We start from the raw sequence: 14037 nt of genomic DNA, 5'->3' as shown, positions 1-14037 counted from the left end.
CCGCCAACCAGCTGGCAGCAGATTTGGGGTGAATGGAGACGTCGGCGTGGTGAGGGGGAACTACTGCCCCATGCGGGCGAATATCGCTACGCGATACCGTCGGCTGAGTCGGAGAACGCGGCCGCTGTGCAGGTGGATTTCGTAGTCACCCTTGAAGAGGGGGGCGAGCGATGCGACAGAACCGAGGTTCACGGCTGTCGACCTGTGGATCCGTACGAAGCGTTGCTCCCCCAGTTGGGACAGCAGATCCTGCAGTGTCCTGCGTAGCAGATAGTTGCGCGAAGCAGTGTGCACGTGGACGTAGTTGTCGTCGGCTTCGAGCCATTCGATGGATGCTGCATCGATCAGCTTTAGTCGCTCGCCATCCGGCACGAGCAAGCGCTCGCAAGAAGGCGCCCGTGCCCGTCCAATCGCTACCGCTGTCGCGCCGGACTCCTGGGCGTTCAGCCGCTCCCTGACGCGCTGCATGGTTCGCGCAAAACGGTCCAGGTCGTAAGGTTTGAGCAGATAGTCGACTGCATTGAGATCGAACGCCTTCACCGCATGTTCGTCGAAGGCGGTCACGAACACGATCAGCGGCGCGCTCGATGGCTCAAGCTGCGCCGCGACCTGGAGTCCCGACAAGGTCGGCATCTGGACATCGAGAAAGGCCACGTCCGGGCGGAGTTGTTCGATACACTGCGCCGCGGACAATCCGTTCTCGGCCGATCCGACCACGGTCATATCCGGTTGCTCGGCCACCCAGCGTTCGAGCTTCTCGCGGGCCGGCGCCTCATCATCGGCGATCACGGCGCGGATCATTGGACGGTGCCCATCAGCGGTATTGAAACTCGCGCGGCAACGCCGTCACCCTCGTTGCCGACCAGCAGGGATGCCGTATTGCCGTAGATGATGTTGAGTCGCTCCCGGCAGTTGCGAAATCCCACTCCGTCACGGCGCTCCGGCGCCAGCATGGAGCCCGAGTTGTTGATGACGATTTCCAGCGAGTCGCTTTCGCGCCTGACACTGACCATGATGCGCACGTGTGCCACCGTGGGTTCGACGCCGTGCTTAAAGACGTTCTCAAGCAAGGGCTGCAACAATAGTGCCGGAACGGGGGTGTCGAGCAGCGCCTGATCGATCTGCCAGTCCAGCGTCACGCGATCCCGAAACCGCTCAAGCATGATGTCCGCATACAGCTCGAGCGTGCGCAGTTCTTCGGCGAGTGGCGTCATCTCATGTTCATTGGACCGAAGACTGATACGCAGCAGATCTCCGAGCGCTGCGACCAAGCGGTCCGCTCGCGCCACGTCCGTATGCATCAGGGCCGAGACGGTGTTGAGCGCGTTGAACAGGAAATGTGGCCGCAGCTGCCCCTGGAGCCGTGCTAGCTGCGCCTCGGCCAGCGCTTTCTGTGTTTGTAGCAAACGTTGCCATTGGAATTGCCACTGTCCATAGGAATCGATACCAAACAGCACCCCGAGCCACAGCCCCGAGTTGTACATCACTTTGAGGCTCTCATACACGACAATGAATCCCCACCAGCCCGAGGGTTCATAGGTACGGCCCACGGCGGCGTAGACGCCATACCGTATCGCGTAAACCGCCGTAATCCACGTGATGCAGACCAGCGGCAACCATCGAAGATAGCTGGCGAACCAGATCAAGGGCTTGTCCAGATACGGCGCACGGCGCCCACGAAACCGGACGGCAAGCCACATCCATCCGGTCGAGACCAACGCCGAACTCCCTTCCGTCAGGATCGGCTCCCACCACTGTGTGAGCGGATTACGGAGCTGGTCCTCGGTGGCGACACCGATCATGAGCAGCCAGAATGCCGCCCACAGAACCCACAACGTGGCCAAGGTCTTCGGAGGAAACGTCGCGCCGTAGTCGGCGTGGACGCCTGCCGGCGGTGGGCGAGATAGTGCGTTCATTGCGATCGAGTGTAGCCACGCCTGCGGCGACGGACGTTGTCTATGTGGCAAGCGGGACGTGCGAGGGGTAAAACGGACATTTGCGAAGCATCGAAAGTCGCTTTGTCGACACTTTGATGGTGCTGTCTTCTTTTGAAGTCCAGGGATGTTCTGAGAAACCCAAGCAAACACTTGTTACATAAGACTTTTATTCGTAGCCTTTCGAAGGTGACACAGTTGACTGGGGGACGGCAAGAACCTTGATTGATCCTCGGTCTAGCACCGCCCTGCGAAGTGCCGACCCACCTTCGACGCTGCACGGAAGCCCCGAAGTTTTGCCACAGCGTGACGCTTCCTCCATGCTGCGAAAGGCAACTTGCCCCAGCACGCAGTGTTTCATGCCTGCGGCGTCAACGTCTTCATGACTGCAGGATGGTTTTCTCATGAGTGTCACCAGTGCGCCTGAGCATGAAGAGTTGAACCAGCTGCTGATGCAATGCGGCCGCAATGACCAGAAGGCCTTTGCCGAACTCTACAGACGCACCTCATCCAAACTGTTCGGCGTATGCCTGCGCATGGTGCGCGACCGCGGCGACGCGGAGGAAGTTCTGCAGGAAACCTATACCGCGGCATGGCGGCGTGCCGCCAGTTTCGATTCGGCCAAGGCCAGTGCAATCACCTGGCTGGTCACGTTGTCGCGCAACAAGGCAATCGACCGCCTCCGCCAGCATCGCGTGGAGCTGCTGGACGAACCATCCAGGCTGGAAGAAATCGTCGACGAACAGCCTACGCCGGCAGTCGAGGCCGAAACCAGCCAGGAACACCGCCGCCTGGAACGCTGCCTCGATGAACTCGAACCGCAACAAAGATCCTCGGTACGTGAAGCCTTTTTCACCGGAGCTACGTATAACGAATTGGCGACGCGCTGCAAGGTGCCGCTCGGGACCATGAAAAGTTGGATTCGGCGAAGCCTGATGCAACTGCGCACCTGCCTGGACCAATCTGCCTGATCTCATGAATACGCCTGCCGACGACGGAAATAACAACCTGCGCTATGCCGAGTACGTGCTCGGCGTGCTCGACGCCGACGCACGTGCCGAAGTGGCGCATGAGGTGATGGCTTCGGACGAGGCTGCCACCGCAGTCGCACTTTGGCAGCGCCGGTTGCTGCCGTTGGCTGACACGATTGCCGATGTGGCACCGGCGCCCTACGTGTGGGCGCGCATCCGTGACGAGTTGCAACTGGACGCACCGCCCCCTGCCGTCGTAGCCACCCGCAAGGGGTTGTGGAACAACCTGGCGCTGTGGCACTGGCTCGGTATCGGCGCCAGTGCGGTCGCGGTGGCCCTGCTGGTGATGATGGGCCTGCCGTCGCGTGCGCCTACTCCGGTCGAGGCGAATGTCAGCTACATGGCGGCTACCATCCAGCAGGACAACGGCAGCACCGGCTGGACCGCCACCATGGACCCCCAACGCGGCCGCATGGTGGTGGTGCCTGGCTCGCCGGTGGCGTTCGCACCGGGACACGCGCCCGAGCTGTGGCTGATTCCTGCCGGCGGCAAACCGATCGCGATCGGCATGATCACGCTGGACAAGGCGACCACGCTGACTCTGGCCCCGGCCCTGCTGGCGAAACTCGACACCACCGCCATCCTGGCGGTCTCGGTGGAACCGCCAGGAGGCTCGCCCACGAGCCAGCCGACTGGCGCCGTGGTCGCCAAGGGCGCGATCGACCATGCCGTCACATCCGGCACTCCAGGCAAGGTGGCCTTGCGCGTCGACGGCGAGGCGCTGCGCGGATCAGCCTGATCCCTGCCCGCACCCCCTTGCGCGGTGAATCCAAAACCTGTCCATCCGCGTATGCAGTCGAGATGAAGCCCATCGCTCCGGTGGGCGCCGCCCTCGGCCGTCTCACGGCAGGAACATGCGTATGATGGATCTTGGTCAAACCGTCGCCGAGGTAGCGCCCTTCCGGGCGAAACGATCCGTGTCCGCATCCGTGAGCAACGCCATGCCCGACGCGCTGTACTGGGCCACGCAGATGTCCGCCGTGTCGGTGCAGCGCGATCGCGTCAGCTTCATGCGCATCTACGATCACTTTGCGCCACGCCTGCAGCGCTACCTGCGCAATCTCGGAGTGGCCGACGGGGTGGCCGACGAACTGGTGCAGGAGGCGCTGCTGACCTTATGGCGCAAGGCCCACCTGTTCGACCCGGCGCGTGCGGGCCTGGGCACCTGGCTGTTTCGTGTCGCGCGCAACCTGTACATAGATCACGTGCGGCAGGAGCCGCACTGGCTGCCGGTGCAGGAGGGGCTGGACCGGCTCGACCACGCCGAATGCGATCGGCGCGATTCGCAGCCCGAGTCGTTCATCGACCAGGATCTGCTGAAACAGGCGATCGACCGTCTTCCCCCCATGCAGGCCAAGCTCGTCCGCATGTGTTACCTCGAAAGCAAGAGCCACAGCGTGATATCCGCCGAGCTGGACATGCCGTTGGGCTCGGTCAAATCCTCGTTGCGGCGCGCATTCGCAAAATTGCAGGGCAGCATGAGGGCCCAGCGATGAAACCCACCCACCATCTCGACGATGCAACCCTGCTCAGCTATTCCTCCGGCGCGTTGCCGGCAGCGCTGGCGGTGGTCGCCTCCACACATCTGGAGTGCTGCGCGGCGTGCCGCGCGCACCTGCTAGACGCCGACCAGATCGGCGGCATGCTGATGCAGCAGCAACGCGTCGACGCGCCGGCGCACGCCGCGCGCGAGGTAATGCTGGCCCTGTTGGATGCCGAGCCGGCCATCCAGCAGGCCGCGCCACCGCCGGACATCGTGGAGGAACACGATCTGGATCGGCTGCCCAGCGCGCTGCACCCCTGGTTCGGCCATTCCATGCGTGCCCTGCGCTGGCGCCGGGTGGCGCCCGGCGTGCAGCGTATCCGCGCGACCGGCATTGGCGGCGGCGACCTGATGCTGCTGCGTATCGCCCCGGGCAGCAAACTGCCACTGCACAGTCATGGCGGCAGCGAGCTGACCGTGATTCTGGATGGCGCCTACGACGACATGCTCGGCCACTTCGGCCCCGGCGACGTGGCCGATCTCGACAGCGGAGTCCATCATCAGCCGGTGACCTCGCCGGGCCTCCCGTGCATCTGTGTGGCGGCCACCGACGCGCCGCTGGTGTTCTCCGGCTGGATCGCACGTACGCTGCAGCCGTTGTTCGGTTTCTGAACTTGGCATCGACAGGGTCATGAGCGGATGCCTACGTCGATGAGCACGGCACTCGTGCTGTTCCGGCGCGACTTGCGTGTGACCGACAACCCCGCGCTCAGTGCCGCGTGCGCCGCGCATGACCGGGTCTTGCCGGTCTTCATTCACTCGCCCGGCGAGGATGGCGAATGGGCTACAGGTGCCGCCAGTCGCTGGTGGCTGCACCATGCGCTGGCCGCGCTCGACGACCGACTGCGCGAAAAGGCGGCAGCGCTGCACCTGCGCAAGGGCGACACGTGGACCGTGCTGCGCGAGCTGGTCCGCGACAGCGGTGCCACCGCGGTGTATTGGAACCGGCTGTACGAACCAGCCACGATCGCACGCGACATGCGCATCAAAAGCGTGCTGCAGGCCGAAGGCGTCGCCGTGCACAGCCAAAACGCCTCGCTGTGGTGCGAGCCATGGCAGATCGCCACCCAGCAGGGCCAGCCGTACAAGGTGTTCACGCCGTACTGGCGCAACCTGCGCCCGCAGGTGCAGGCGAGCGAGCCGTTGCCGGCGCCGCGGCTGCCCGGCTGGTGCAAGCTGCCCGGCAACCTGCCGCTGACAGCGCTTGAATTGCTGCCGCGCATCGCCTGGGCCGGAGGCCTAGCCGCCAGCTGGCAGCCGGGCGAGGCTGGCGCGCGGGAACTGCTGGAGATCTTCGGCGACGACGCGATCGGAGACTACGCGCACGCGCGCGACCTGCCGGCGCGGCATGGCACCTCGCGGCTGTCGCCGCACCTGCACTTCGGCGAGATCTCGCCGCGGCAGATCCATGCCGAACTCGACCGTCGCGCCCGCGCAGCCGATGCGAAGCGCCGTCCCGACATCGAGCCTTATCTGCGCGAACTGGGCTGGCGCGAATTCGCCCATCACCTGCTCTACCACTTTCCACGCACGCCGGTGGACAACTTCAACCCGCGCTTCGACTCTTTCCCGTGGGCGCCGGCCGATCCGGCCGCGATCGAACGCTGGCAACACGGCCGTACCGGCATTCCGCTGGTCGATGCGGGCATGCGCGAGCTTTGGCACACCGGCTGGATGCACAACCGCGTGCGCATGATCGTCGGCAGCTTTCTCACCAAGAATCTTCGTCAGCACTGGCAGCATGGGGCACGCTGGTTCTGGGACACCCTGGTCGATGCAGACCTGGCCAACAACACGCTGGGCTGGCAATGGGTGGCTGGCTGCGGCGCGGATGCGGCACCGTATTTCCGCGTGTTCAACCCGCTGACCCAAGCGAAGCGCTTCGATCCCGAGGGCCACTACCTGCGCCGCTGGTTGCCGGAGCTGGAGCAAGCATCGCCGGCGTTGCTGCACGAGCCCTGGAAAGATCAAGCCCTGCTCAGGCGCAGTGGCTACCCCCCGCCGATGGTCGACCTGGGCGTTTCGCGCCAGCGGGCACTGGACGCCTACCAGTCGCTTTGCTGATCCAGGCCTCAGCCGAGCAGCAGCGGATTCAGGAGCCATACGGCGCAGTTCAACGCCACGGCGAAACTCACCCAGTCCAGGTAGGGCAGCAGCAGCGCGCCGGCCAGCGGGCGCACACGCCAGAAGCCGATCGCGGTGGCCACGATCAGCAGCCACAGCGACACGATGTCGGCGAATGCCAGCGCGCCACGATGCCAGCCGAAGAACAGCCAGCTCCACAGCGCATTGACGGCCAGCTGGAGCACGAACAGCGCGAGCGCCCCGCGCCGCCGTTGCCAGCCGCCTTCGCGCCAGACCAGCCACGCGGCAATGTCCATCAGCACATACAACAGCGACCACACCGGACCGAATACCGAGGCCGGAGGCGCCCACCACGGCTGCGCCAGCCGGCGGTAGAACGCAGCGGCCTGCACAGAGGCCATCGCGCCGATCGCAGCGGCGGCGAAGCTCAGCAGCAACCAGCCGATCAGCCCTGCGGTGCGCTTCAGATCAGGCATGGATGTCTCCCGTTGATGTCAACGTGATACGCATGGAACGCGGTTCCGGATCCCATGCCGGCCGACTCCGTTGGGAAGACAGGCGCTACCGCCCATTTCAGGCTGGGGTGCATCCACGGCGGTGCTTATTACGTATCTGTCATTGAACCGCTGACAGGTATGTTCCCATGGCCACCCCCCGTCCGATCCCGATCACGCCTGCCCTCCAGGTCGGAGCCCCGACTTCCGGCGGAGCGACTCAGACCGCCGCCAGACATTCCTGGCTGATGCGCACGCTGCGGCGCTGGTTCGATACGAGTGCCACGGTGGAGATCGACGAGAGCCGCGAAGACCGGATCGACTGGCTGCGTGCAGCGCCGTTCGTGGCGATGCACCTGGCCTGCCTCGGCGTGATATGGGTGGGCACGTCGTCGATCGCGGTAATCGTTGCCGCCACGCTCTATGTGGTGCGCATGTTTGCCTTGACCGGGTTCTATCACCGCTATTTTTCGCACCGCACCTTCCAGACTTCGCGCGCGGTGCAGTTCCTGTTCGCCTTGATCGGTGCCTCCTGCGTGCAACGCGGCCCGCTGTGGTGGGCTGCACATCACCGCCATCATCATCGTGTGACCGACACGCCGGACGACCCACATTCGCCGGGCATCCATGGCTTCCTGTGGAGTCATGTCGGCTGGTTCCTGACTCCGCGCAACTTTCGCACCGACCTGTCGCGGGTGCCTGATCTGGCCAAGTATCCGGAGCTGCGCTGGCTGGATCGCTTCGACATCGCGATTCCGGTGCTGCTGGCGATCGCACTGTATGGGCTGGGTGCGCTGCTGAATCACGTGGCGCCGCAGCTTGGCACCACAGGTGGACAGATGCTGATCTGGGGCTTCTTCGTCTCGACGATCGTGCTGTTCCACGCCACGGTCACGATCAACTCGCTGGCACACCGTTTCGGCAGGCGCCGCTTCGACACCAAGGACGACAGCCGCAACAACGTGTGGCTGGCATTGCTTACCTTCGGCGAAGGCTGGCACAACAATCATCACTTTTTCCCAGGTTCGAGTCGGCAGGGTTTCCACTGGTGGGAAGTCGATTTGACCTGGTACGGGCTGAAATTGATGTCGGCACTTGGCCTGGTGCGCGGGCTGAAACCGGTCCCCGCATGGGTGCTGACCAAGGCGAGGAGCTGAGCCATGCGGGTTGCCGTGGTGGGATCAGGTATCGCGGGGCTGGCATCGGCATGGCTGTTGTCGCGCAAATACGATGTGACGCTGTTCGAGGCCAACAGCTATTTCGGTGGTCACACACATACGCATGACGTGGTGCAGCACGGGCGCAACTACCGGATCGACAGCGGCTTCATCGTGCACAACCCGAGCCATTACCCTTTGCTGACGCGGATGTTCAAGCAGCTCGGTGTGGAGTCGCAACCCACCACGATGAGCTTCTCGGTGCACAACGAAGCCAGCGGCATGGAATACAACGCGGCCACGCTGGATACATTGTTCTGCCAGCGTCGCAACCTGTGCTCGCCACGCTTCATCGGCATGGTGCGCGACCTGACGCGCTTCTATCGCGAGGCGCCGGCGCTGCTGGATTCGCCCGGGAAAGGCCCCACGCTGGGCGACTATCTCGCCGAGCGCGGATACGGTGCCGCCTTTCGCGATGAGCATCTGGTGCCGATGGCATCGGCGCTGTGGTCCTCGCCGGCCACACAGATCCTCGGCTTCCCTGCCCGTTATCTGGTGCAGTTCATGGCCAATCACCAGATGCTGCAGGTAAGCGACCGCCCGCAATGGCGGGTGGTGCGCGGTGGTTCGTCCAGCTACGTGCAAGCGCTGCGTACACATTGGCCGGTACACGAACGGCTGAATTGCACGGTACGTTCGATCCGCCGCCATGCCGATGGCGCCATCGTGGAGAGTGCCGCAGGCATCGAGCACTTCGACCAGTTGATACTGGCCTGCCACAGCGACCAGGCACTCGCACTGCTTAGCGACGCGAATGAACGCGAGCAAGCCATTCTTGGGGCGATGCCTTACCAGGCCAATGACACCGTGCTGCATACCGACGCCCGCGTGTTGCCGGTACGCCGCAAGGCATGGGCAGCCTGGAATGCCTGGCTGCCGCGCGATCCGAGCGAAGCCTGCACTGTCAGCTACTGCATGAACCTGCTGCAAGGTATCGAATCGCCCGAGCCTTTCGTGGTCACGCTCAACCGCACCGCGGCGATCGACCCGGACAAGATACTCGCACGCATGCAGTACCACCACCCGGTTTACAGCCACGCTTCGGTGGCCGCGCAGATGCACAAGGCCGAGATCCAGGGGCAACGACGCACCTGGTTTGCCGGTGCGTACTGGGGCTGGGGTTTCCACGAGGACGGCATGCGCAGCGCGGTCGAAGTCGCCGAAGCACTCGGCGTGCGCTGGCCGGTGGGAGCGGCGTCCCTCCATCTGGTGAAACCACGTGGGCAGGAGATGGCGGCGTGAACGCCGAAGCGCCCCATGCAACTGCCCCGCTGGCGAGCGCCGTGTACGAAGGCGTGGTGCGCCATCGTCGCCTCGTGCCCCACTCGCATGTCTTCGATTACAAGATGGCCCAGCTTTATCTGGATCTGGACGAAGTCGATCGCGTGTTCAAGCAACGCTGGCTGTGGTCCAGCGAGCACGGCAACATCGCGCAGTTTCGGCGCAAGGATTACCTCGGCCCAGTGGAGCTGTCGCTCGCAGAAGCCGTGCGCCAGCGCGTCGAACAGGCCACCGGCCATCGGCCGGTCGGGCCGATCCGCCTGCTGACCCATCTGCGTTACTTCGGCTACGTGTTCAATCCGGTCAGCTTCTACTACTGCTACGCCGAGGACGGCGTGACCCTGGTCTGCATCGTGGCCGAGATCACCAACATGCCATGGCACGAACGCCATGCCTATGTGCTGCCGGTCGAGACTGCACAGATGCATGGACGCGCCATGCACTGGACCTTCCCCAAGACCTTCCACGTATCGCCCTTCATGCCGATGGCGCGCGAGTACGACTGGCGCTTCACCGTACCGGCTGACGACCTGCATGTGCACATGGACGTGCTGCGCGATGGCCAGCGCGAATTCGACGCCACCCTCACCCTGCAGCGGCAGCCCATGACCAGCGCCGTGCTCGCCCGCGTGCTGTGGCGCTATCCGTTGATGACAGCCCAGATCGTCGGCGCCATTCATTGGCAGGCGCTGCGACTGTGGCTGAAACGCAATCCCATCCACGACCATCCGCAACCGCTTTGAGGCCCGCATGAACGCTATCGTCAAACCCGGTGTGACTGAATCCGTTGATGCCACGGTGCCGTCTGCCGGTGCGCGTTTCCTGCGCCAGCGCCTGCTCGCGCAGATGGCCGGTCTGCGGCATGGCCGTCTCGTGCTTCAGGATGCGCTGGGTACCGTCGAGTTGGGCACGCCAGCGACGCAGCACCCGGATCTCACCGCGCATATCGAGGTGCTCGACCCCGCGTTCTATCGGGCCGTTGCCGCCAATGGCAGCGTCGGTGCCGGTGAGTCCTATATGGATGGGCAATGGCGCTGCACCAATCTGGTCGCCCTGATCCAGTTGCTGGTGCGCAACCGCGATCTGCTCGACGGGATGGAGACCGGGCTGGCCCGGCTCGGCGGCATGGCAATGCGCGCCTGGCATGCCCTGCAGCGCAATACGCGCACGGGCAGCCGTCGCAACATTGCCGCACATTACGATCTCGGCAACGATTTCTTCGAACTGTTCCTGTCGCCGGACCTGATGTATTCCTCGGCGATCTGGGCCGGTGCCGACGACACGCTGGAGGCTGCCTCCGCGCGCAAGCTGGAACGCATCTGCCGCAAGCTCGATCTGCAGCCAACTGATCGCGTGGTCGAGATCGGTACCGGCTGGGGTGGCTTTGCGCTCTACGCGGCACAGCATTACGGCTGCCATGTCACCACCACCACGATCTCGCGCGAACAGCATGCGTTGGCCAGTGAGCGCATCACTGCTGCCGGCATAAGCGACCGCGTTACCTTGTTACTGAAAGACTATCGTGACCTGAGCGGGCAGTACGACAAGCTGGTGTCGATCGAGATGGTCGAGGCGATTGGTGCGCCTTACCTCGATACGTATTTCGGCCAGCTGGGTCAGCTGCTCAAACCCGATGGACTGGCGCTGTTGCAGGCCATCACGATCGAAGACCATCGCTACGCGCAGGCCTTGAAGTCGGTCGACTTCATCAAGCGCCATGTGTTTCCCGGCAGCTTCATTCCGTCGATCAGCACCCTGCTCGCCGCCAAGACGCGCAGCAGCGATCTGGCGCTGGTCCAGCTGGAGGACTTTGGCGAGTCCTATGCGCGCACCCTGCATGCCTGGCGCGAACGTTTCATGGCACGTCTGTCGCAGGTACATGCGCAGGGTTTCGACGAACACTTCATCCGCATGTGGGAGTTCTACCTGGCGTATTGCGAAGGCGGCTTCCGCGAGCGCTCGATCGGTGTGGCGCATCTGCTGCTGGCCAAGCCCGGCAACCGCCGGCCTGCCCCGCTGCCCGAGCTCGGGATCCCTGCATGAAATTCTGGATCAGCCTCATCGGCTATCAGCTGGTCTGGTTCAGTGCCGTGATCGGCGCCGAACACGGACTGGCATGGCCCGGGGTTGTCGGCATGCTGGTATATGCGGCATGTCAGCTGGGTATCGCACGCCACTACAAGGTTGATCTGTCGTTGATGGCGACCGCCATCGTGATGGGCTTCCTGCTCGACGGCGGATTGATCCGTGCAGGACTGGCCAGCTATGCAGCTTCGTGGCCGTCCGCAGCCTTGGCACCGGCATGGATTCTCGCGTTGTGGGCCACCTTTGCGCTGACCTTCACGCAATCGCTGGCCTATCTGCAGACACGCCTCTGGCTGGCGGTATTGCTGGGTGCCGTTGGTGGTCCGCTGGCCTACCTGAGCGCAGCCCGCGGCTGGCATGTAGTGACCTTTGTCGATCCGAGCTGGCGTGGCTTGCTATGCCTGGGAATCGGCTGGGGACTGGCCACGCCGGCACTGGCATGGCTGGCCAGACGCGGGACAGCTACGACGGCTCCTGTATCCGCCTCCCTGCAAGGTCACGCACCATGAATCCATGGATCCAGCTGGTCTGCCTGTGGGTGCTGGCGGCCTTGATGATGAGCTTGGGCTGGCTATGGCAACGCCTACGCGCCAATGCGGGCATCGTCGATGTGCTGTGGGCCAGCGGTGTAGGCGGCGCGGCAGTTTTCCTTGCGGTGTTCGGCGATGGGGCCGCGTGGCCGCGCGCGACCTTGGCCGTGCTCGGTGGCTTGTGGAGTGCGCGGCTCGCTGCGCATTTGTGGACACGCGTTCGTGGCGAGCCGGAGGATGGCCGTTACCAGGATCTACGCGCGCATTGGAACGGCAATCAGTTCAAGTTCTTCCTGTTCTTCCAGTTCCAGGCCTTCCTGATCGTGCTGTTCGCGCTGCCATTCCTTGCGGTGGCACGTAATCCCGACGGCGCTGGTCCGTGGACTCTGGCAGCGATCGCGATCTGGCTGATCAGCGTGATCGGTGAATCGATCGCCGACCGTCAACTCGCGCGCTTTCGGACAAATCCTGCCAACCACGGGCGCACCTGTCGCAATGGCCTGTGGCGTTACTCGCGTCACCCCAACTATTTCTTCGAATGGATCCACTGGTTCGCTTACGTCTGCCTTGCGCTGGGCTCCCCCATCGCGTGGCTGGCCTGGTCGGGGCCGGTGGTGATGTATGTGTTCCTGCGCTGGATCAGCGGCATCCCGTATACCGAGACGCAGGCGCTGCGCAGCCGCGGTGAGGACTACCGCGCCTATCAACGCAGCACATCGATGCTGTTTCCCTGGTTTCCGAAGAGGATCGACCCATGAATGCCTATGCCGCCATCAGCGACGAACTGCCGCAAGAGCACCCCGCCAACGGGTTGCTGGGTCTGGCCGAGCGTGGCCACTTGCCCGACGCCCTCTTGCGGCAGGGCATCCGGCGCATGTGCGCGCAGCGCCTGCGCGAGGAAATGACGGGTGGACTGGATCAGCAGGCCGCCCGCTTTGCCGAGCGCATCGACATGCTGCGGCACAGCCCGGTGGCCATCCATACCGACGCTGCCAATGCGCAGCACTACGAACTCCCGCCGGCCTTCTTCGAGCTGTGCCTCGGCAAGCGCCTGAAGTATTCGGGCTGCTATTACCCGCGTGGTGACGAGTCGCTGGAACAGGCCGAAGAGGCGATGCTCAAGCTGTATGGCGTGCGTGCCGAGCTGGCGGACGGCCAGAAGATCCTCGAACTCGGCTGCGGCTGGGGCTCGCTCACGCTGTGGATGGCCGAACGCTATCCGAACGCGAAGATCGTTGCGGTCTCGAACTCGAACCAGCAACGCGAACACATCGAAGCGCAGTGCCGCCAGCGCGGCCTGTTCAACGTGTGCGTGATCACCCAGGACGTCAACCGGCTCGAACTGGAAGCGGCGCAGTTCGATCGCTGCGTGTCGGTCGAGATGTTCGAGCACATGCGCAACTACGAGATCCTGCTCGGCCGTATCGCAAGCTGGCTGCGGCCTGGCGGCAAGCTGTTCGTGCACATCTTCGCGCACAAGACCTTGATGTACCCGTTCGAGACCGCGGGCGAGGACAACTGGATGGGCCGGCATTTCTTCACCGGCGGCCTGATGCCAGCCTCCGACACCCTGCTCTGGTTCCAGCGCGACCTGCAGATCGAGCAGCGCTGGCACGTCGACGGCACGCATTACCAGCGCAGTGCCAATCATTGGCTCGCCAATCAGGACGCGCGCAAGGATCGGGTAATGGCCACGCTGATCAAGGCCTATGGCACCAAGGCGGCGCCGCTATGGTTCCAGCGCTGGCGCATGTTCTGGATGTCATGCGCGGAGTTGTTCGGCTACGCCGATGGCCAGGAATGGCTGGTCGCGCATTACCGGTTCGTGCGTCCCTGA

The 14037-nt window shown here is 63.9% G+C and carries 15 protein-coding genes; 12 read left to right on the top strand and 3 right to left on the bottom strand.

The features are described from left to right. Positions 1-60: 60 nt before the first annotated feature. Together B0E50_RS12585 and B0E50_RS12580 are read right to left on the bottom strand one after the other, a co-directional pair. Entirely contained in the window at positions 61-801 is a 741-nt protein-coding gene (locus B0E50_RS12585; RefSeq protein ID WP_077441561.1) for a LytTR family DNA-binding domain-containing protein, read from the bottom strand. Next, entirely contained in the window at positions 798-1916 is a 1119-nt protein-coding gene (locus B0E50_RS12580; protein ID WP_077441559.1) for a histidine kinase, read from the bottom strand. The genes B0E50_RS12585 and B0E50_RS12580 overlap by 4 nt, the downstream gene beginning before the upstream one ends. 422 nt (positions 1917-2338) lie before the next feature. Between B0E50_RS12580 and B0E50_RS12575 the strand changes: the two genes are divergently transcribed. The 5 genes from B0E50_RS12575 to B0E50_RS12555 all read left to right on the top strand — a co-directional run bounded on the left by B0E50_RS12575 (position 2339) and on the right by B0E50_RS12555 (position 6572). Then, positions 2339-2905 carry a sigma-70 family RNA polymerase sigma factor gene (locus B0E50_RS12575; protein ID WP_077441557.1) on the top strand — a complete coding sequence of 189 codons (567 nt, stop codon included), beginning with the start codon at positions 2339-2341 and terminating at the stop codon, positions 2903-2905. 4 nt (positions 2906-2909) lie between these two features. Further along, positions 2910-3704, top strand: coding sequence for an anti-sigma factor (locus B0E50_RS12570; RefSeq protein WP_077441555.1), 795 nt, complete (start codon positions 2910-2912; stop codon positions 3702-3704). 178 nt (positions 3705-3882) lie between these two features. Then, entirely contained in the window at positions 3883-4461 is a 579-nt protein-coding gene (locus B0E50_RS12565) for a sigma-70 family RNA polymerase sigma factor (RefSeq protein ID WP_254427274.1), read from the top strand. Next, positions 4458-5120, top strand: coding sequence for a ChrR family anti-sigma-E factor (locus B0E50_RS12560; protein WP_077441551.1), 663 nt, complete (start codon positions 4458-4460; stop codon positions 5118-5120). The genes B0E50_RS12565 and B0E50_RS12560 overlap by 4 nt, the downstream gene beginning before the upstream one ends. A 39-nt stretch (positions 5121-5159) precedes the next feature. Next, entirely contained in the window at positions 5160-6572 is a 1413-nt protein-coding gene (locus B0E50_RS12555; RefSeq protein ID WP_077441549.1) for a deoxyribodipyrimidine photo-lyase, read from the top strand. An 8-nt stretch (positions 6573-6580) separates the two neighbouring features. On the opposite strand, the gene B0E50_RS12550 is transcribed toward B0E50_RS12555, so the two are convergent. After that, positions 6581-7069 carry a TspO/MBR family protein gene (locus B0E50_RS12550; protein WP_077441548.1) on the bottom strand — a complete coding sequence of 163 codons (489 nt, stop codon included), beginning with the start codon at positions 7067-7069 and terminating at the stop codon, positions 6581-6583. A 266-nt stretch (positions 7070-7335) separates the two neighbouring features. Here B0E50_RS12550 and B0E50_RS12545 point away from each other — a divergent pair, with 266 nt between their 5' ends. From B0E50_RS12545 to B0E50_RS12515, 7 genes are read left to right on the top strand one after another with little or no spacing between them, the layout of a single operon-like run. Then, a complete protein-coding gene (locus tag B0E50_RS12545) occupies positions 7336-8244 on the top strand; it encodes a fatty acid desaturase (protein WP_254427294.1) in 909 nt (302 codons plus the stop codon). Positions 8245-8247: 3 nt separating this feature from the next. Next, the gene (locus tag B0E50_RS12540; RefSeq protein ID WP_077441544.1) at positions 8248-9546 is read left to right on the top strand and encodes an FAD-dependent oxidoreductase; all 1299 of its coding nucleotides are present in this window, start codon (positions 8248-8250) and stop codon (positions 9544-9546) included. After that, positions 9543-10328 carry a DUF1365 domain-containing protein gene (locus tag B0E50_RS12535; protein ID WP_254427273.1) on the top strand — a complete coding sequence of 262 codons (786 nt, stop codon included), beginning with the start codon at positions 9543-9545 and terminating at the stop codon, positions 10326-10328. Before B0E50_RS12540 ends, B0E50_RS12535 begins: the two co-directional genes overlap by 4 nt. Positions 10329-10335: 7 nt before the next feature. Next, on the top strand, positions 10336-11628 hold the full coding sequence (locus B0E50_RS12530) for a cyclopropane-fatty-acyl-phospholipid synthase family protein (RefSeq protein WP_077441542.1): 1293 nt from the start codon (positions 10336-10338) through the stop codon (positions 11626-11628). Further along, positions 11625-12179: a DUF2878 domain-containing protein gene (locus tag B0E50_RS12525; protein ID WP_077441540.1), complete on the top strand. Its 555-nt coding sequence runs from the start codon at positions 11625-11627 to the stop codon at positions 12177-12179. Before B0E50_RS12530 ends, B0E50_RS12525 begins: the two co-directional genes overlap by 4 nt. Next, a complete protein-coding gene (locus B0E50_RS12520; RefSeq protein ID WP_077441538.1) occupies positions 12176-12958 on the top strand; it encodes a DUF1295 domain-containing protein in 783 nt (260 codons plus the stop codon). The genes B0E50_RS12525 and B0E50_RS12520 overlap by 4 nt, the downstream gene beginning before the upstream one ends. After that, on the top strand, positions 12955-14037 hold the full coding sequence (locus B0E50_RS12515; protein ID WP_077441536.1) for a class I SAM-dependent methyltransferase: 1083 nt from the start codon (positions 12955-12957) through the stop codon (positions 14035-14037). The genes B0E50_RS12520 and B0E50_RS12515 overlap by 4 nt, the downstream gene beginning before the upstream one ends.

The organism is Rhodanobacter sp. C01, from assembly GCF_002001045.1.
Classification (GTDB): domain Bacteria; phylum Pseudomonadota; class Gammaproteobacteria; order Xanthomonadales; family Rhodanobacteraceae; genus Rhodanobacter.
This window is presented reverse-complemented; position numbering and strand designations above follow the sequence as displayed.